Genomic DNA, 18,631 nt, shown 5'->3' with positions numbered 1-18,631 from the left:
TGAAATGGCAGGCGCAAAAGAGATTCGCAGCAAGATTGCGAGCATCAAAAGCACGCAAAAAATCACCAATGCCATGGAAAAGGTGGCGGTGAGCAAGATGCGCAAGGCACAAATGCGCATGGCGGCCGGCCGTCCCTACGCGGAGCGCATTCGCCAGGTGATCGGCCATCTGGCCAACGCCAACCCGGAATACCGTCACCCGTTCATGGTCGAGCGTGAAGTAAAACGCGTCGGCTACATCGTGGTGAGCTCCGACCGTGGCCTGGCTGGCGGCCTGAACATCAACCTGTTCAAGGCTCTCGTCAAGGACATGAGCGGGCAGCGCGATCGTGGCGCGGAGATCGATCTCTGCGTGATCGGCTCCAAGGGTGCATCCTTCTTCAAGAGCTATGGCGGCAACGTAGTTGCAGCTATCAGCCACCTGGGCGAAGAGCCGTCGATCAATGATCTGATCGGCAGCGTCAAGGTCATGCTGGATGCCTACCTGGAAGGTCGTATCGATCGCCTGTACGTGGTTTCCAACAAGTTCGTCAACACCATGACCCAGAAGCCGACCGTGGAACAGCTGATTCCGCTGGTGGCCGAGGACAATGCCGAGCTGAAGCACCACTGGGACTACCTCTACGAACCCGACGCCAAGGCCCTCCTCGACGGCCTGCTGGTGCGCTACGTGGAATCCCAGGTGTACCAGGCCGTGGTTGAGAACAACGCCTGTGAGCAGGCGGCCCGGATGATTGCAATGAAGAACGCTACCGACAACGCCGGTGATCTGATCAGTGGTCTGCAACTGATCTACAACAAGGCACGTCAGGCGGCGATCACCCAGGAAATCTCGGAAATCGTCGGCGGCGCTGCCGCGGTGTAAGAACAGGTTCAAAATTCAGAGGAACCAGACATGAGTAGCGGACGTATCGTTCAAATCATCGGCGCCGTGATCGACGTGGAATTCCCGCGCGATGCCGTGCCGAGCATCTACGAGGCCCTGAAAGTTCAGGGCGTCGAAACCACCCTGGAAGTTCAGCAGCAGCTGGGCGACGGCGTGGTTCGTTCCATTGCGATGGGTTCCACCGAAGGCCTCAAGCGCGGCCTGAACGTGGAAAGCACCGGCGCAGCCATCTCCGTCCCGGTCGGCACCAAGACCCTGGGCCGCATCATGGACGTGCTGGGCAACCCGATCGACGAAGCCGGTCCCATCGGCGAAGAAGAGCGCTGGGGTATTCACCGCGACGCTCCGTCCTATGCTGACCAGGCTGGCGGCAACGACCTGCTCGAAACCGGCATCAAGGTTATCGACCTGGTCTGCCCGTTCGCCAAGGGCGGTAAAGTCGGTCTGTTCGGTGGTGCCGGTGTAGGCAAGACCGTCAACATGATGGAACTGATCCGTAACATCGCCATGGAGCACAGCGGTTACTCTGTATTCGCTGGTGTGGGTGAGCGTACTCGTGAGGGTAACGACTTCTACCACGAGATGAAGGATTCCGGCGTACTGGACAAGGTAGCCCTGGTTTACGGCCAGATGAACGAGCCGCCGGGTAACCGTCTGCGCGTTGCACTGACCGGCCTGACCATGGCCGAGAAGTTCCGTGACGAAGGCCGTGACGTACTGCTGTTCATCGACAACATCTACCGTTACACCCTCGCCGGTACCGAAGTATCCGCACTGCTGGGCCGCATGCCTTCCGCAGTAGGTTACCAGCCGACCCTGGCCGAAGAGATGGGCGTTCTGCAAGAGCGCATCACCTCCACCAAGAAAGGCTCGATCACCTCGATCCAGGCCGTCTACGTTCCCGCGGACGACCTGACCGACCCGAGCCCGGCGACCACCTTCGCCCACCTGGACGCCACCGTCGTACTGTCCCGTGACATCGCCTCGCTGGGTATCTACCCGGCAGTTGATCCGCTGGACTCGACTTCCCGTCAGCTGGACCCGCTGGTCATCGGCCAGGATCACTACGACACCGCTCGTGGCGTGCAGTACGTTCTGCAGCGCTACAAGGAGCTGAAGGACATCATCGCGATTCTCGGCATGGACGAACTGTCCGAGTCCGACAAGCTGCTGGTGGCCCGTGCTCGTAAGATCCAGCGCTTCCTGTCCCAGCCGTTCTTTGTGGCTGAAGTATTCACCGGCTCGCCGGGCAAATACGTCTCCCTGAAGGACACCATCGCTGGCTTCAAAGGCATCCTCAACGGCGACTACGATCACCTGCCCGAGCAGGCGTTCTACATGGTCGGCGGCATCGAAGAAGCCATCGAGAAAGCGAAGAAGCTGTAATCCGTGCGCCCGGCAACGGGCGCTTACGTGAGGCAAGGGTATGGCTATTACTGTCCACTGCGACATCGTCAGCGCCGAAGCGGAGATCTTCTCCGGTCTGGTCGAGCTGGTCGTAGCGCACGGCTCCCTGGGCGATCTGGGTATCGCTCCGGGCCACGCGCCGCTGATCACCGAGCTCAAGCCGGGTCCGATCCGCCTGGTGAAGCAGGGTGGCGAGCAGGAGGTGTACTACATCTCCGGTGGCTTCCTCGAAGTACAGCCGAGCATGGTCAAGGTTCTCGCCGACACCGTGATTCGCGCAGGTGACCTCGATGAAGCGGCTGCCCAGACCGCACTGAAGGAAGCTGAAAAGGCTCTGCAAGGTAAAGGTGCAGAGTTCGACTACAGCTCCGCCGCAGCCCGCCTGGCCGAAGCCGCAGCGCAACTGCGCACGGTCCAGCAGGTTCGCAAGAAGTACGGCGGCTAAGCCGCGAAGTCCCCAGGGACTTCAGCGTCAAATAGGAAAAGGGTAGCCTTGGCTACCCTTTTTCTTTTTCTACACCCGGGGTTTCCCCGCTCACCAGGACGGTCCCTCACTCATGTCCCTCGAAATCGTCATTCTTGCCGCTGGCCAGGGCACCCGCATGCGCTCGGCACTGCCGAAGGTCCTGCATCCGGTTGCTGGCAAACCGATGCTCGCCCACGTGATCGATATCGCCCGCGGCCTCAGCCCGACGCGTATCCATGTGGTGATTGGCCATGGCGCCGACCTGGTGCGCGAGCGCCTGCAGGCGGATGACCTGAATTTCGTGATCCAGGAGCAGCAGTTGGGCACCGGACACGCCGTGGCGCAGGCCGCCCCGTTCCTGAGCGCGGACAATGTGCTGATCCTCTACGGCGATGTGCCGCTGATCGAGCAGCCCACCCTGGAGCGGCTGATGGCCCAGGCCACGCCGGAGCAGCTGGCGTTGCTGACCGTCGAGCTGGAAGACCCCACCGGCTACGGACGCATCATTCGCGATGGCGCTGGCGAAGTTCAGGCCATCGTCGAGCAGAAGGACGCCACTGCCGAGCAGCGCGCCATCCGCGAAGGCAATACCGGCATCCTCGCTGCGCCGCGTGAGCGCCTGCTGGGCTGGCTGTCGCGTCTTTCCAATTCCAACGCCCAGGGCGAGTACTACCTCACCGACGTCATTGCCATGGCAGTCGGCGACGGCCTGCGTGTGGCCACCGCCCAACCCAAGGTGGCGATGGAGACCCAGGGCGCCAACGATCGCCTGCAGCTCTCCGAGCTGGAGCGCTTCTTCCAGCAGCGGGTGGCGCGGCGCCTGATGGCCCAGGGCGTGACGCTGATCGATCCGGCGCGCTTCGACGTGCGGGGTGAAGTCAGCGTCGGCCGCGACGTGAGCATCGACATCAACGTGATCCTCGAAGGCCAGGTGGAGATCGAGGACGACGTACAGATCGGTCCGAACTGCTACATCAAGGACAGCACCCTGCGCCGCGGCGCCATCATCAAGGCCAACTCGCACCTGGAAGGCGCCCACGTCGGCCCCGACAGCGACGTCGGCCCGTTCGCTCGCCTGCGTCCGGGCAGCGTGCTGGAGCGCAAGGTGCATGTGGGTAACTTCGTCGAGCTGAAGAACGCCCACCTGCAGGACGGTGTGAAGGTCGGTCACCTGACTTACCTGGGCGACAGCGAAGTCGGTGCGCGCACCAACATCGGCGCCGGCACCATCACCTGCAACTACGATGGCGCGAACAAATGGCGCACCACCATTGGCGAGGATGTCTTCATCGGCTCCAACAATTCGCTGGTGGCGCCTGTGGATATCGGCACCGGCGCCACGACCGGCGCGGGTTCCACCATCACCGCCGAGGTTCCGGCCGGCACCCTCGGCGTCGGCCGCGCCAAGCAGCGGGTGATCGAGGGCTGGAAGCGCCCGGAAAAGATCAAGAAACCCTGATGCACAAGCCATCGTCCTGTGGGTAAGTTGTTATCCACAGGATGATTGGCTCATTCCGTTATTCACAGGCCATCCCGCAAACCGCGGGGTGCCTCGTTCTCGCTGGAGTTTTCCCGGTCATGCTTGGCGTCGCCATCCTGATCTTTCTGATCACCGACCCGTTCGGCAACATCGCGGTATTCCTCGCCGCCCTCAAGTCCGTCCCCGCCGAACGCCGTCTGAAAGTGGCACTGCGCGAGCTGCTGTTCGCCCTGGGCCTGCTGCTGCTGTTCCTCACCCTGGGCGAACACATCCTCACCGGGTTGGGTCTGTCCAAGGAAGCCACCGGCATCGCCGGGGGCATCATCCTCTTCGTGGTCGCCATGCGCCTGATCTTCCCCACCCCCCAGGGCGTGCTGGGCGACATGCCGGACAACGAGCCGCTGTTCGTGCCGCTGGCCACTCCGGCTGTGGCCGGGCCCTCTGCGCTGGCGATGCTGATCACCCTGCGCAGCACCTACACTGGTCCGTTGTGGGAGCTGTATCTTGCGGTGATCCTCGCTTGGGCTGCGACTGCCTTCATCCTGATGCAGGCGGCGTTCCTCCAGCGCTTCCTCGGCCCGCGCGGGCTGATGGCCGTGGAGCGCCTGGCCGGCATGCTGCTGATCATGCTCAGCGTGAACATGCTCCTGCAGAACGTGCGCAGCTTCCTGCACATCGCTGCCTGATGCTCTCCTCCTGAGAACCGCCATGATCCTGCGTGTCCTGACCTTCGCCTTGCTCACCACACTGCTTGCCGGCTGCGCCGACAAGGGCCTGCAGATCGATCGCGAGCATGTGTCGAAGAACCAGGACAGCCGCATCCAGTACGTCATCGTCCACTACACCTCGGCCGACCTGCCGCGCTCGCTCGCGCTGCTGACCCACGGCGAGGTGAGCGCGCATTATCTGATCGGCGACAACCCGGCGACCATCTACCAGCTGGTGGACGAGAACCGCCGTGCCTGGCACGCCGGCGCCAGCGAATGGCAGGGGCGTACCTGGCTCAATTCCACCTCCATTGGCATCGAACTGGTGAATCCCGGCTACCGCGATACCCCGAGCGGGAAGATCTGGTATCCCTACCCGGATGCGCAGATCGACGCACTGATCGCCCTGCTGCGAGATATCACCAAGCGCCAGGGCATTACGCCGGAACACATCCTCGGCCACAGCGATATCGCACCCCAGCGCAAGGTCGACCCCGGCCCGCTGTTTCCCTGGAAGAAGCTTGCCGAAGCGGGCCTGATTCCCTGGCCGAAGCCGGGTGAGCTGGCACGCCGCCTGACTGAGCTGAACGGCCAGCTGCCGGCTCCGGGCTGGTTCCAGCAGCAGCTGGCACGCCACGGCTACGCGGTGCCGCTCAATGGGGTGATGGATGAGGAAACCCGCAATGTGATCGCGGCGTTCCAGATGCGCTTCCGCCCGGAGCGCTTCGACGGCAAACCGGACCTGGAAACCGCCGCGTTGTTGCTGGCGGTACCGACGTCTTAAACCGGCAGCAGCAGGTAGAAACGCGAGCCCTTGCCCTGTTGCGAGCGCAATGCGATGCGTCCGCCATGCAGTTGCACGATTTCCCGGCATAGCGCCAGGCCAAGTCCTACGCCGCCCTTCTTGCGGCCGACTTGCACGAAGGGTTCGAAGATGCGCCCTTGCTGGCTGAGCGGGATGCCGTCGCCGCTGTCCTCCACTGCAATCGCCACGCGCTCTTCCTGGCAGCGCGCCTGCAGGCGAATGGTGCCGCCATCGGGTGTATGACGCAGGGCGTTGCCGATCAGGTTGTCCAGCACTCGCTCGATCTGCGTGCGGTCGATATTGATGGCGGGTAGATCCTCGGCGATCTCCAGGTGCAGCTCGATTCGCTTGTCTCCGGCCGGCCCGATAAAGCGCTGGTGAGCCTGATGCAGCAAGGCGCCGACATCGCAAAGCTGTAGCTCAAGCTTCTGGGTGCCGCTCTGGTAGCGCGAGAAATTCAGCAAATCGTTGATCAGCCGCACCAGGCGGTGCATCTCCTCGTCCACGGTGCGCACCAGGTCGCGTTCGCGGGATTCTTCGGGGAACTTCAGGCGCTCGGCGAGCAGGCCGAACGCCATGTGCATACCGGTCATGGGCGTGCGCAGCTCATGGGAGGCACGCAGCACGAAGTCGTTGCGCACGCGCTCGAAGGCGCGCTGCTCGGTGACGTCGCGCACCACCATCACCGCGCCGATGTTGCGCCCATCGTCGTGGCTGACCGGCGACATGCCCCAGGTCAGCAGCCGGCTCTCGCCGCTCACCTCCACCACCAGGTCCTGTGGCGTTTCCTCCAGCAGGTTGCCACTCAGGACGCGCTGCACGGCCTGGGTCAGCGCGGGGTTGTTGAGCATCGCGCCCAGTTCCTGGCCCTGGGGATCGCTGTGGGAAAACAGCTGGCGCGTGGCCACCGGATTGGCGTGCTCGATACGGCCGTGGCGGTCGAGAATCACCAGGCCGTCGTCGATGCTGTCGAGTACCGCCAGCAGGCGCTTGCGGCCCGAACCCAGCGCTTCGGTATTACTCGCGCGGTAAAGCCGCAGGGCTTCGGCCATCAGGCCGAAGCGGCGACTCAGGGACGACATCTCGGAGACGCCGGAAATCGGCAGGGTGACGTCGAAATCACCCTGGCCGATCTTGTCTGCGGCCTTGGCCAGCGTCTCGATCGGCGCGCCGAAGCGGCGGGCGATGCTGTGGGCAGTGATGAAGCCGACCACCAGGATGGCGATGCCGATGAGCCCGAGCAGGCCGCTGACCAGCAGGGTGCGGTCGCGTGCCGAGCGTTCGTCGGCGCTGATGTTCTCCATCGCCCCCTGATGCAGCGCCAGCAGGCGATTGCGCAGGACATCGAGGGTGCGACTGAGGTCGCTGTCCTCCAGCAGTTCCGGGCGCCCCGGACCTGGCGTGTCGGTTGCCTCGACGAACAGCCGGTGAGCATCGGCGATTTCCGTCATGGCCTGGCGTTCACTGCTGGTACGCGCCAGAGCCCGCCCCTGCTCGAGCGCCTGGGCGAAGTGCGTGCGCGCCTGTTCCAGGCGCTCCGGGCTGGGCCGTGCGCTGAGGACCTGTACCAGTTCATCGCCCAGCGCCTGGCGCAGGCGCTGGCTGACCTCGATGGCGTCGAAGTTGCGCTGGATCAGCTGGGCCTGCTCGCGGCCGGTCAGCACCACGCTGAACAGCCCGAGCAGCAGGCCCAGCAGCGCTACCGTGATCAGCGCCGAGATACTCAGGAAGAGTCTCGTGCGCAGCGTCATCGGGATCGGCAGGTTCACAGGCTGTACTGCTTGCGCTTGCGATAGAGGGTGGAAGCGTCGATTCCCAGGGTTTTCGCGGCCTGGTCGAGAGTCGCGCTGGAGGCCATGACGGCGGCGATGTGGGCTTTCTCCAGTTCTTCCAGGCTCATGGCCTCGCCGATACGCGGCGCCGAGCTGGTGGTCTGTTCGCCGATAGAAAGCTGTTCGATACCGATAAGGTCAAGATTGCAGATGATGCTTGCGCGCTCGATAACATTGCGCAGCTCCCGCACATTTCCCGGCCAGTTGTAGCGGCGAAGCAGTGCGCGGGCCTCATCGGTGAAGCCGCGAGCAGGGCGACCATAGTCCTTCACGAAGCGGGCAAGGAAGCGCTCGGCAAGGCCGATGATGTCCTCGGCGCGTTCGCGCAGTGGCGGCAGATTCAACACGATGACGTTCAGACGGTAGAGCAGGTCTTCACGGAAAGTGCCTTGGGCGACCATGCCGGCGAGATCACGGTTGGTGGCTGCGAGGATGCGTACATCGGCGTTGCGGGTCACCGGATCGCCGATCCGCTCGTATTCCTTGTCCTGAATGAATCGAAGCAATTTCGGCTGCAGAATGAGGGGAAAATCGCCGATTTCGTCGAGGAACAGCGTGCCACCATCCGCCTGGCTGATGCGCCCGAGGGTGTTTTCGGTCGCGCCGGTGAAGGCGCCTCGGCTGTGGCCGAACAGTTCGCTCTCCATCAGTTCGGCGGAGAGGGAAGGGCAGTTGATGGTCACGCAGGACTTCTTCGCCCGCTTGCTCCAGCCGTGGATGGCCCGCGCCAGCTCACCCTTGCCGGAGCCGGATTCGCCGAGGATGAGGATGTTGGCGTCGGTGGCGGCCACCTGCCGAGCCGTCTCCAGCACGGCGGCCATGGCCGGGCTGTGGGATTCGAGCACATCGCCTTGTTTGCGCATCTCGCCTTCCAGTGCCTCGATGCGCGCGGTGAGCTGGCGCACTTCCAGCTGCTTGGCGGCGGCCAGGCGCAGCTGGTCGGGGCTGCAGGGCTTCACCAGGTAATCGGCGGCGCCGGCCTGCATGGCATCGACTGCGGTGTCCACGGCCGAATGCGCGGTGACTATCACCACGCGCATCCAGGGCGCTTGCACGCGCATCTGCGCCAGCACATCCAGGCCGTTGTCATCGCCCAGCCGCAGGTCGAGGAAGCACAGGTCGAACACCTGGCGCTGCAACAGGTTCTCGGCCTGCTGCGCGCTGTTGGCGGTAGCCACGCTGTACCCCTCGTCCTCCAGGCAGTAGCGGAACGAGCGCAGGATGGCGGACTCGTCATCGACCAGCAGGATCCGGCCTTGCTGTTCAGGCGTTGCGTCCATTCAGCGATTTCCTCGTTGTGTGATTCGTTGTTGTAAGGGGTGTGATTTTTCTTAGTCCAGGGATTTTCGTGCAAGTTGCAAGAATCTTTCGGGTCCCTCGGGCAGGGTGCACAGTCCGGGTTATGCACAGACCATTCAACACATTGAATTACAAGAATTTTATCCACAAATCGCACTGGCACGGCGCTTGCGAATCCAATGCTGCACCATCGTTTGACGGAGACCCGCCATGCCTAACCCGAAGATCCTTGTCCTCGCCCTGGGTTCCGCGCTGCTCGCCCTGCAGCCGCTGGCCAGCCACGCCGCCGAGGCCGGGCTGACCGCGCAACTGGCCGAAGCACGCCAGGAAGGTTCGATCTGGACGGCCATCAACCTCAACCGCGAACTCAAGCCCTACGCGATCAAGGTGGATGTGGAGAACGGCCGCGCGCAGCTGACCGGCGGCGTGGCCAGCGAAGAACAGAAGGCGCTGGCCGGGCAGATCGCCGGCAGCGTCGAAGGCATCACCGCTGTGGATAACCAGCTGGGCGTCGACGCTTCCCTGGCCGACGCACAAAAGGCCGACGCCACCAAGGACGAAGGCGTGGTGCAGAAGTGGGACGACGCCACGCTGGCGGCGAAGGTGAAATCCAAGCTGCTGCTGGAGAAACGCAGCGCAGGCCTGGATATCAAGGTCACCAGCAAGTCCGGTGCAGTCACCCTCGAAGGCACGGTTGTCAGCGAGGAGGCCAGCCAGAAGGCCGCTCACCTGGCGGCGCAGACCGAAGGCGTCAGCGCTGTGGATAACCGTCTGAAGGTCGACCCGGACGCGGCCTCCACGCAGACATTCGAGAAGTCAGTCGGTGATGCTCAGGCCGCCGTGAGCGATGCCTGGATCACCAGCCAGATCAAGGCCGGCATCCTCTCCGCTCATGCGCTGCAGGGGCTGTCCATCGGCGTTTCCACCCGCGACGGCGTGGTGAGCCTGAGTGGTCAGGTGCCCAATGCCGACGAGCGCCAGCAATTGATCGATTCCGCCCGCAAGACCCGTGGTGTGCGTGAGGTGGACGCCACTGCGCTGAAGGTGGCCGGCCAGGCTGCCTGACTCTTCCACCCTTCCTTTGCAGGAGTACCTGTCATGACACGCACGACCAGTCAGCTCAATGAACTCATCGAGATTACCCGCGACGGCCAGCGCTTCTACCAGCACGCCATCCAGGAAGTGAAGGATGCCCGGTTGCAGCGGCTGTTCCAGTCCATGGCGCAGGCCAAGACCGACGTGATCAACGCACTGGCCGGCAAGGTTGCCGCCAACCACGAAGACCCCGCCACCGGCGGCACGCTGCTGGGCAAGCTGCGTCAGGTCTATGCCGACACCCGCGCGACCTTGGCCAGCGATGAAGGCGCCACCTATGTCGCCCAGCTGGAGGAAGCCGAGGATCGCATCCTCCATGCCTTCGAGGACGCTCTGGAGAAAGGCACGCCGGAAACCCAGGCGCTGCTGCGCGCCGAACTGCCCAAGGTACGGGCTTGCCATGACCAGATGAGCGAGCTGAAGCACTCGCTGAAGTGATGCGGTTCACACGAGCGCAGGGAGGCGCTCCGGTGTCGGGATTGCAAATCGCACGACCCATCCCGACCCATCGTGCAGGATGCGGTAGAAAGGCACCTTGGTACCATATTTAACTGATTGATTTAAAAGGAAAAAAAAGATTCTGCAGACTGGCATGCGGCGTGCAATTCCTACTGCAAGACAGTCAACAAAACCACCCGCGACGACGAGAACCGGAAAGGCCAAGGAAACAGCCTCAAGGTTCGACAGACAGATCGGCGACGGGCAGGAGATGCGGGATGAACAGCGAAACCAACAGCCAAGTGCAAGTCGCGCGTATCGATGTGTGGAGCCGGATCTTCTTCGCCGGTGCCCTCCTGCTGTTGCTGGTCAACCAGGTGCAGTTGCAGATGCAGGTTTCCCGGGCCCAGGCCGCCAGCGCACCGGTCGCCTACGTTCCGGCCGCCTCCAGCACCCCCGATTTGTATCGCGAAGCTTCGCGTTATCCACAGGTCGCCCCCGCTCGCAATCAGGCCCAGGTGCTGCAAGCGCCGCAGGAGCAAACCCAGGCTCAGGTCCAGCCGATGGTTCGCCCGCAGGGTGGCTGGGTGTTCTGAGTCCCTGTTTCTGAATCAACGGCTTTCTGAATCGCTGGCAGGCCACTGGCTTGCCCGACAGGTCCGCAGTGCCCGGAAGCGCCCGGGCGGACACACCCTCCGGAGACTGCCTTGCGAGGACTCCGGAGCAGGTACCCGAAGCGGTGCCGTACCGACAACGAGAAGAGGAGATACCCCATGCTTAGCTGGGCACTGACATTCCTGATCATCGCCATCATCGCCGCGGTCCTGGGCTTCGGTGGCATCGCCGGCGCCGCGACCAGCATCGCCAAGATCCTGTTCGTGATCTTCCTGGTGCTGTTCATCGTGTCCTTCGTCATGGGCCGTCGCCGGGGCTGACGCCGCGGACCGGTGGAAGTTGAACAAGGAGCGTAGCGATGAGCTTTACCCGCAATCTGCTGCTGTCGGCTGTTCTGCTCGGCGCCGGGGCCCAGGCCCTGGCCGCCGAGGCGGACAAGGACGCGCAGTACCGCCTGAACGAGCTGGTGGCCAGTGACCCGCAGTACCGCGACACCTGGCAATCGGTGGTCAAGGACGAGAGCCGCCTGCCGGACTGGGTGATGAACCTCAGTGGCACCGCGACGCCGATGCAGGCGGTGGACGAGCAGGGCGACAAGTACCTGGTCGGCGAGCTGTGCGAAGCGCACAACTGCGCCGCCCACCGGCTGTACGTGGCCTTTACCTGGGACAAGGACAAAGCCTACGCGCTTTACGTGAAGGTTCCCGAGAACCTTCCGGCGGACAAGTCTCCGAGCAAGCACGCCAGTTTCCGCTGGCTGGGTGAGCCGGACGATTCGGTGAAACGGATCCTCGACGACCAGCTCAAGAGTGATCCGAACTGGTACTGACCGTACCAGCAGAGAGTTGCTGAGATACGCGTACCCAGAAGGCGTACGCACGGCCAGGGGGCCGGGATGTTCGGGATGCGTCAGGTCCTGAATGACCCAGGGGTACAGGGGGTACCTCCGCATCAGCGGGCCGGGCCAGGCAAAGCCTCCGGAACCGACGCGGGATTCTCGCGTCGGCTCCGGAGCGCTTCATTTCAAATTGCGGCTTTCATGCAGACATACAGAAGCGGCTATGCAGCAGCGGATCACGGCTTGAAGTTGGCCGCGTCGCGCGCCCAGCCATCGAGTACCGGTTTCAGGTCCGTCAGATTCAGGTGAGTGCTGGTGTTCTCCAGCGTCTTGCCAGCGCCCTTGCGCACTACCTTGGCGACCGGTTTGCTGGTCGCGCCATCCAGAGCCTCGAATTCCACGTAGACCTCGGTGTCCTGGTCGCGGGTGCCAATCGCCGTGGTCGTCGCGGCAACCACCAGGGCGATCGGGATCACCTCATAGGCTTTCAGGCCTTCGGTGGAGATGTTCACCCCGGTGATCGCCGTGCGCAGCACCAGGGTGTCGCGATCAGCCTGTTGGACGATGCGGTAGCGGCTGCCCAGCTGCAGCTCGACCTGCTTCTTCAGGTAATCGGGGATTTCGTTGAGGGTCTTCTGGTCGATGTTCTCGTTCGGCTTGGGCGGCGGGTAGTAGACCGGCCGCTCGACCAGTACCGAGCTGTAGTTCTGCAGCTTCAGGTCCGGATCGACCCAGCGCAGCACCGGCTGGCCACTGGGAGAGGTGGCGGGTTTGAGTTGCGAGTAGTCGCCGAGGAAGCCCGAGTATTGCGAGGCGTCCGGTTTCTGGCTGGAGCAGCCGGCCAGCGCCAGGGCGCCAGTGAAAAGCAGGGTGGGTACTACGTAGCGTCGCGTCATAGAGCGTCCTTATCCAGAGTGTCACCGCGTTGTGCTTTCACCACACATTCAACAACCCGTTGCTGCCCGGCTGTCGCGGTCGTGGCGGCAGGGTATCCGCACGCACGCTCGAAGCCGGTTGAACTTCACTGATGTCGGTCAATTCGGAGTGCTGTGGAAACGTCCTACAATCACTCGCCGATTCCCGTCGGTCGATTTACCCGACTTTCCGGGAACCAGCCACCGCCACAATGAAGAGCGGAATCCGGCGACTTATCCACAGGAGCGCCCGCATTCCCGCCAGCCTTGCAGTCGAAGGGCCCTTTGCTCGCCCTCGGCCATCCCTGACGGTCCCCGGACGGCGACCGTACATCCGGTAGCAAGAAGCCGAGACGTGAACGTCCCGACCTTCCTGACCGATCAATCCGGGCCATTGATGGCCGTTTTGCACCAAGCCTAGACGGCTTTGAAGAGCGCTGCGTGACAGGCGTTGAGGAACCTGTGTCATGCAGAAAATCAAGGGTCTCGCGACCTGGAACCAAGGTTTCAGATGCCTTTTCCTATGCCGATTGTGCATGGGGTAGGCGTTTCCGGCATTAGACGGGGAAAGGGTGGGTCGGAATCATGCGCCCCTTTTTTCGCTGGCCGTCGGCATCCCGATGGTTCGGCGACCCCGACTTCCACAAGAATCAAGGGTGACTCACTATGGGCAAAGCCAAGCTCAGCCTCGCCTGGCAGATCCTCATCGGCCTGGTACTCGGAATCGCACTGGGCGCCGCGCTCAATCACTTCAGCGCGGAAAAAGCCTGGTGGATCAGCAATATCCTCCAGCCGGCGGGCGACATCTTCATCCGCCTGATCAAGATGATCGTCGTACCGATCGTGATTTCCTCGCTCATCGTCGGCATCGCCGGCATGGGTGATGCGAAGAAACTCGGCCGTATCGGCCTGAAGACCATCATCTATTTCGAAATCATCACCACGGTTGCCATCGTAGTCGGCCTGCTGCTGGCGAACATCTTCCAGCCCGGTGCCGGTATCGACATGAGCACCCTGGGCACTGTGGATATCTCCCAGTACGCGCAGACTGCCAAGGAAGTCGAACACCACCACGCGTTCATCGAGACCATCCTCAACCTGATCCCGTCGAACATCTTCGCGGCGATGGCCCGTGGCGAGATGCTGCCGATCATCTTCTTCTCGGTGATGTTCGGTCTGGGCCTGTCCTCGCTGCCGGCGCCGACTCGCGAGCCGCTGGTGAAGATGTTCCAGGGCGTGGCCGAGGCCATGTTCCGGGTCACCCACATGATCATGCGCTACGCCCCCATCGGCGTGTTCGCGCTGATCGCGGTGACGGTCGCCAACTTCGGCTTCGCCTCGCTGCTGCCGCTGGCCAAGCTGGTGGTCCTGGTGTACTTCGCCATCGCCTTCTTCGCCTTCATGGTGCTGGGCCTGGCCGCACGCCTGTTCGGCTTCTCGATCATCAAGCTGATGCGCATCTTCAAGGACGAACTGGTCCTGGCCTACTCAACCGCCAGCTCCGAGACCGTGCTGCCGCGCATCATCGAGAAGATGGAAGCCTACGGCGCACCCAAGGCGGTGAGCAGCTTCGTGGTGCCCACCGGCTACTCGTTCAACCTCGATGGCTCGACCCTGTACCAGAGCATCGCGGCGATCTTCATCGCCCAGCTCTATGGCATCGACCTGTCCATCGGCCAGCAACTGATGCTGGTGCTGACCCTGATGGTCACCTCCAAGGGCATCGCCGGCGTGCCGGGCGTTTCCTTCGTGGTGCTGCTGGCGACCCTGGGCAGCGTGGGCATTCCGCTGGAGGGTCTGGCCTTCATTGCCGGCGTCGACCGCATCATGGACATGGCGCGCACCGCGCTGAACGTGATCGGCAATGCCCTCGCGGTCCTGGTGATCTCCAAGTGGGAAGGCGTGTACGACGCGCAGAAGGGTGCCCGCTACTGGGAAGCCATGCGCAACGGTCGTGTCGAACAATTCCTTGAAGGGGAAGGTTCCGACAGCAAAGAAAGCCCGGCCATGCATTGACCTGAAAGGGTTAGCCACAAGGCCCCGGTTTCGTCCGGGGCCTTGTCGTTTCTGGCGTAGGACTGGCCCGTGCCGCTATCATCGCGGCCATTCCAAGGGGGACATCGCATGCTCAACGGCCTGTGGCTGGGCTTTTTCATCGTCGCGGCGGTCACCGCGCTTTCCCGCTGGCTGCTGGGGGGCGAGGCCACCGTGTTCGCCGCCATGGTGGAAAGCCTGTTCGCCATGGCCAAGCTGTCGGTAGAGGTCATGGTGCTGCTGTTCGGCACCCTGACGCTGTGGCTGGGCTTCCTGCGCATCGCCGAGAAGGCCGGGCTGGTGGAGAAACTCGCGGTGCTGCTCGGCCCGCTGTTCCGCCGCCTGATGCCGGAAGTGCCCGCTGGCCACCCGGTCATCGGCCTGATCACCCTGAACTTCGCCGCGAACGGCCTGGGCCTGGACAATGCCGCTACGCCCATCGGCCTGAAGGCGATGAAGGCGCTGCAGGAACTCAACCCCAGCAGCACTACCGCAAGCAACGCGCAGATCCTCTTTCTGGTGCTCAACGCCTCGTCGCTGACCCTGCTGCCGGTGACCATCTTCATGTACCGCGCCCAGCAAGGCGCGGTGGACCCGACTCTGGTATTCCTGCCTATCCTGCTGGCCACCAGCGCCTCCACGCTGGTCGGCCTGCTCAGCGTGGCGGTGATGCAGCGCCTGCGCCTGTGGGACCCGGTGGTGCTGGCGTACCTGATTCCCGGTGCGCTGGCGCTGGGCGCCTTCATGGCACTGTTGGCGGGACTGTCCTCCGCCGCGCTGGCGCAGTTGTCCTCGTTGCTGGGCAACCTGACGCTGTTCGGCATCATCATGCTGTTCCTCATCGTCGGCTGGCTGAAGAAGGTGCCGGTGTACGAAACCTTCGTCGAAGGCGCGAAGGAAGGCTTCGACGTTGCCAAGAGCCTGCTGCCGTACCTGGTCGCGATGCTTTGCGCGGTCGGCGTGCTGCGCGCCTCCGGTGCGCTGGAGATGGCACTGGACGGCATCCGCTGGGTAGTCGAAGGCGTGGGCTGGGACACCCGCTTTGTCGATGCGCTGCCCACCGCACTGGTCAAGCCGTTCTCCGGCAGCGCCGCGCGGGCGATGCTGCTGGAGACCATGCAATCCCATGGCGTGGACAGCTTCCCGGCGCTGGTAGCCGCTACCGTGCAGGGCAGTACCGAGACCACCTTCTACGTGCTTGCCGTGTACTTCGGTGCTGTCGGCATCCAGCGTGCCCGCCACGCCGTGGGTTGCGCGCTGCTGGCGGACCTGTCCGGCGTGCTGGCGTCCATCGGTGTCTGTTACTGGTTCTTCGCTTGAAGAGCCTGAGCGGCCTTGCGCATCGACTGGGCCTGGAACAGCAACCACTCGCGCTGGATCACGCTATAGGGCACGAATACGCTCAGGCGTGACATACCGGCCAGCTCCGGTCGGTTCGCCGGCGGCCGGAAGCCTGCCTGGAAGCCGATGTTGATCCCCAGCACGCTGCCGTCACTGCCGATCAGCGGCCCGCCGGACATGCCCTTCGCAATAGCCGCGTCGTGCACGCCGTAGCGTTCGCCGCTGGCGGAACCGTCATCGACGAAGGGCACCGGCCAGACCTTGCCCCTGCTGCTCATCGGAATCAGCAAAGAACTGCTGCCCAGCGCCGTGACCACCTCGCCTGCGCGGAACTGGCGCCATTGCGGCAGGGCACCGTCAGCCTTGTGCGCGATGAACAGCAGGTCGCAGCCGGTGCTGCAGCGATAGGCCTGGTTGCGCAGGAAAGGCGTATGAGCGGCGGTCACGGCGTAATCGGCATTCCATTGCACCGCCGAGGCGACGATGAAGCCCGGAATCGGTGGTCCGGAGAGGACAGTGAAGTAGCGCTCCGTCAGGCGGCCATCGGTTTCCGGTGAGACCCAGCCGTTGCAGCCGGCGAGGGAACACAGCAACAAAATTCCCCACAGATTCTTCATGTGAAAGCTCTCCTCTTTTGTGGGAAAGCTAACTTCTAATCCAGGAAATTTCTTATATAAAAATAAGATTCTTACTTGCGATATTTCATCGGTAATTATCTTGAATAATGAAAACTTCCTACAGTTAATTGCGTAGGAAGTTAAATATGTAAAGGGTCAAGTAACTTCTCTGTTGATTTTAATGTATTCAGATGAATGAGAGCTCTATCGCTAAACACAATCTTCCGACGAACGGGTACGAAGCTTTCGCCAATCTTTCAATCTCAGTAAATATGGGCCTTTCAGCCATTTTCTGATTGTCGAGCCGAGGCTTTTACACATAGGGTTACAAATCAATCGCCCATCCAGTGCCTGCCTGCCGCGGATGGGGATCATCGATTTCCCTGCCGGGAAGTCCCCCGTGTAACAGCCCTGAGTGATGTTCTTATGGCCTCGAACAACTCCAAAGCCAAAGCCGTCTTCCGTGTGGTGAGTGGCAACTTCCTCGAGATGTATGACTTCATGGTGTATGGCTTCTATGCCACCGCCATTGCCAAGACCTTCTTCCCCGGCGATGACCCCTTCGCCTCCCTGATGCTGTCGCTGGCGACCTTCGGCGCCGGCTTCCTGATGCGCCCGCTCGGCGCCATCTTCCTCGGCGCCTATATCGACCGCCACGGTCGCCGCCAGGGTCTGATCATCACCCTCGGCCTCATGGCCATGGGCACCCTGCTGATTGCCTTCGTCCCGGGCTATGCCACGCTCGGAGTGGCGGCGCCGCTGCTGGTGCTGTTCGGCCGGCTGCTGCAGGGCTTCTCCGCGGGCGTCGAGCTGGGCGGCGTGTCGGTGTACCTGGCGGAAATAGCCCCCCCCGGCAAGCGCGGCTTCTTCGTCAGCTGGCAGTCGGCGAGCCAACAGGTCGCCGTGGTCTTCGCCGGCCTGCTGGGAGTGATCCTCAACCACTGGCTGAGCCCGCAGGACATGGGCGAATGGGGCTGGCGCGTGCCCTTCTTCGTCGGCTGCCTGATCGTCCCGGCGCTGTTCATCATCCGCCGCTCGCTGGAGGAAACTCCCGAGTTCCAGCAGCGCAAGCATCGTCCGACCCTGAGCCAGGTGCTGCGCTCCATCGGCCAGAACTTCGGCCTGGTGCTGGCCGGCACCGCCATGGTGGTGATGACCACCGTGTCCTTCTACCTCATCACCGCCTACACCCCGACCTTCGGCAAGAACGAACTGCACCTGTCGGACTTCGACAGCCTGCTGGTGACCATGTGCGTGGGCCTGTCCAACTTCATCTGGTTGCCGCTGATGGGCGCGGTATCCGATCGTATCGGGCGCAAGCCGCTACTGCTGGCCGCCACCGTGCTGGCGCTGGCCACCGCCTACCCGATGCTGTCCTGGCTGGTGGCCGAGCCGAGCTTCGCGCGCCTGCTGGAAGTGGAGCTGTGGCTGTCCTTCCTCTATGGCAGCTACAACGGCGCGATGGTCGTCGCGCTCACCGAGATCATGCCGGCGGACGTGCGCACCACTGGCTTCTCCCTGGCCTACAGCCTGGCGACAGCGACCTTCGGCGGCTTCACCCCGGCGGTCTGCACCTGGCTTATCCACACCCTGGACAACAAGGCTGCGCCGGGTATCTGGCTCAGTGGCGCGGCGGCCCTCGGCCTGCTCGCCACGCTGGTGCTGTTCCGCAAAGGGGCCGCTAGAACAAGGCAGGGATTCGCCGCTCTGGAATCGTCCAGCACTTGATCCAATCGAGCGGGGAAATGAGGTTATCGTCGGTCAAATAAGGTAGAAAATTCCAAGAATAGGGTGTGAATGTCCTGAAACGTTCCTGCGCGCCGGGATAGCCGGATTCTGCGTGATAGCTTTCCGACT

18 protein-coding genes are annotated in these 18,631 nt (G+C 62.9%); 14 read left to right on the top strand and 4 right to left on the bottom strand.

The genetic code is table 11. The features are described 5' to 3' along the window. Positions 1-4: 4 nt before the first annotated feature. From atpG to IB275_RS30830, 6 genes are all read left to right on the top strand, one after another. Positions 5-865 (top strand): F0F1 ATP synthase subunit gamma, encoded by an 861-nt coding sequence (atpG, locus tag IB275_RS30855; RefSeq protein ID WP_017518839.1) that lies wholly within the window; start codon positions 5-7, stop codon positions 863-865. Between the two features lie 30 nt (positions 866-895). Beyond that, positions 896-2,272 (top strand): F0F1 ATP synthase subunit beta, encoded by a 1,377-nt coding sequence (atpD, locus tag IB275_RS30850; RefSeq protein WP_045213787.1) that lies wholly within the window; start codon positions 896-898, stop codon positions 2,270-2,272. A 40-nt stretch (positions 2,273-2,312) separates the two neighbouring features. Beyond that, positions 2,313-2,738 (top strand): F0F1 ATP synthase subunit epsilon, encoded by a 426-nt coding sequence (locus IB275_RS30845; RefSeq protein ID WP_045213789.1) that lies wholly within the window; start codon positions 2,313-2,315, stop codon positions 2,736-2,738. A 112-nt stretch (positions 2,739-2,850) separates the two neighbouring features. Next, positions 2,851-4,218 (top strand): bifunctional UDP-N-acetylglucosamine diphosphorylase/glucosamine-1-phosphate N-acetyltransferase GlmU, encoded by a 1,368-nt coding sequence (glmU, locus tag IB275_RS30840; RefSeq protein WP_081518995.1) that lies wholly within the window; start codon positions 2,851-2,853, stop codon positions 4,216-4,218. Between the two features lie 119 nt (positions 4,219-4,337). After that, positions 4,338-4,925, top strand: coding sequence for a MarC family protein (locus IB275_RS30835; protein WP_017518835.1), 588 nt, complete (start codon positions 4,338-4,340; stop codon positions 4,923-4,925). A 22-nt stretch (positions 4,926-4,947) separates the two neighbouring features. Next, positions 4,948-5,730, top strand: a complete 783-nt coding sequence (locus IB275_RS30830; protein WP_192294408.1) for an N-acetylmuramoyl-L-alanine amidase — start codon at positions 4,948-4,950, stop codon at positions 5,728-5,730. On the opposite strand, the gene IB275_RS30825 is transcribed toward IB275_RS30830, so the two are convergent. Further along, entirely contained in the window at positions 5,727-7,514 is a 1,788-nt protein-coding gene (locus tag IB275_RS30825; protein WP_225607739.1) for a KinB sensor domain-containing domain, read from the bottom strand. The two genes, IB275_RS30830 and IB275_RS30825, sit on opposite strands and share 4 nt — an antisense overlap. Positions 7,515-7,516: 2 nt before the next feature. Continuing rightward, entirely contained in the window at positions 7,517-8,863 is a 1,347-nt protein-coding gene (algB, locus tag IB275_RS30820; RefSeq protein WP_192294418.1) for a sigma-54-dependent response regulator transcription factor AlgB, read from the bottom strand. Positions 8,864-9,092: 229 nt separating this feature from the next. On the opposite strand from algB, the gene IB275_RS30815 reads away from it, so the two are divergent. The 5 genes from IB275_RS30815 to IB275_RS30795 all read left to right on the top strand — a co-directional run bounded on the left by IB275_RS30815 (position 9,093) and on the right by IB275_RS30795 (position 11,859). Further along, positions 9,093-9,947, top strand: a complete 855-nt coding sequence (locus IB275_RS30815; protein ID WP_192294420.1) for a BON domain-containing protein — start codon at positions 9,093-9,095, stop codon at positions 9,945-9,947. A gap of 33 nt (positions 9,948-9,980) precedes the next feature. Next, on the top strand, positions 9,981-10,415 hold the full coding sequence (locus IB275_RS30810) for a ferritin-like domain-containing protein (protein WP_192294422.1): 435 nt from the start codon (positions 9,981-9,983) through the stop codon (positions 10,413-10,415). Between the two features lie 278 nt (positions 10,416-10,693). Beyond that, positions 10,694-11,011, top strand: coding sequence for a hypothetical protein (locus IB275_RS30805; protein WP_192294424.1), 318 nt, complete (start codon positions 10,694-10,696; stop codon positions 11,009-11,011). Positions 11,012-11,188: 177 nt separating this feature from the next. Beyond that, the gene (locus IB275_RS30800) at positions 11,189-11,350 is read left to right on the top strand and encodes a DUF1328 domain-containing protein (protein WP_081519001.1); all 162 of its coding nucleotides are present in this window, start codon (positions 11,189-11,191) and stop codon (positions 11,348-11,350) included. A gap of 38 nt (positions 11,351-11,388) precedes the next feature. Beyond that, a complete protein-coding gene (locus IB275_RS30795; RefSeq protein WP_138213472.1) occupies positions 11,389-11,859 on the top strand; it encodes an inhibitor of vertebrate lysozyme family protein in 471 nt (156 codons plus the stop codon). A 245-nt stretch (positions 11,860-12,104) separates the two neighbouring features. Here the strand turns inward: IB275_RS30795 and IB275_RS30790 are convergent, their stop codons facing one another. Continuing rightward, entirely contained in the window at positions 12,105-12,764 is a 660-nt protein-coding gene (locus IB275_RS30790; protein WP_081519003.1) for a DUF3313 domain-containing protein, read from the bottom strand. A gap of 684 nt (positions 12,765-13,448) precedes the next feature. Here IB275_RS30790 and gltP point away from each other — a divergent pair. Further along, positions 13,449-14,798, top strand: a complete 1,350-nt coding sequence (gene gltP, locus IB275_RS30785) for a glutamate/aspartate:proton symporter GltP (protein ID WP_081519004.1) — start codon at positions 13,449-13,451, stop codon at positions 14,796-14,798. A 108-nt stretch (positions 14,799-14,906) separates the two neighbouring features. Further along, on the top strand, positions 14,907-16,136 hold the full coding sequence (locus tag IB275_RS30780; protein WP_192294426.1) for a nucleoside recognition domain-containing protein: 1,230 nt from the start codon (positions 14,907-14,909) through the stop codon (positions 16,134-16,136). On the opposite strand, the gene IB275_RS30775 is transcribed toward IB275_RS30780, so the two are convergent. Next, on the bottom strand, positions 16,118-16,774 hold the full coding sequence (locus IB275_RS30775) for a S1C family serine protease (RefSeq protein ID WP_192294428.1): 657 nt from the start codon (positions 16,772-16,774) through the stop codon (positions 16,118-16,120). The genes IB275_RS30780 and IB275_RS30775 overlap by 19 nt on opposite strands. Positions 16,775-17,200: 426 nt before the next feature. Between IB275_RS30775 and IB275_RS30770 the strand changes: the two genes are divergently transcribed. Continuing rightward, positions 17,201-18,502: an MFS transporter gene (locus IB275_RS30770; RefSeq protein WP_192294430.1), complete on the top strand. Its 1,302-nt coding sequence runs from the start codon at positions 17,201-17,203 to the stop codon at positions 18,500-18,502. Positions 18,503-18,631: the final 129 nt, after the last annotated feature.

The sequence above is a fragment of the Pseudomonas sp. PDM21 genome, assembly GCF_014852505.2.
Classification (GTDB): Bacteria; Pseudomonadota; Gammaproteobacteria; order Pseudomonadales; family Pseudomonadaceae; genus Pseudomonas.
This window is presented reverse-complemented; position numbering and strand designations above follow the sequence as displayed.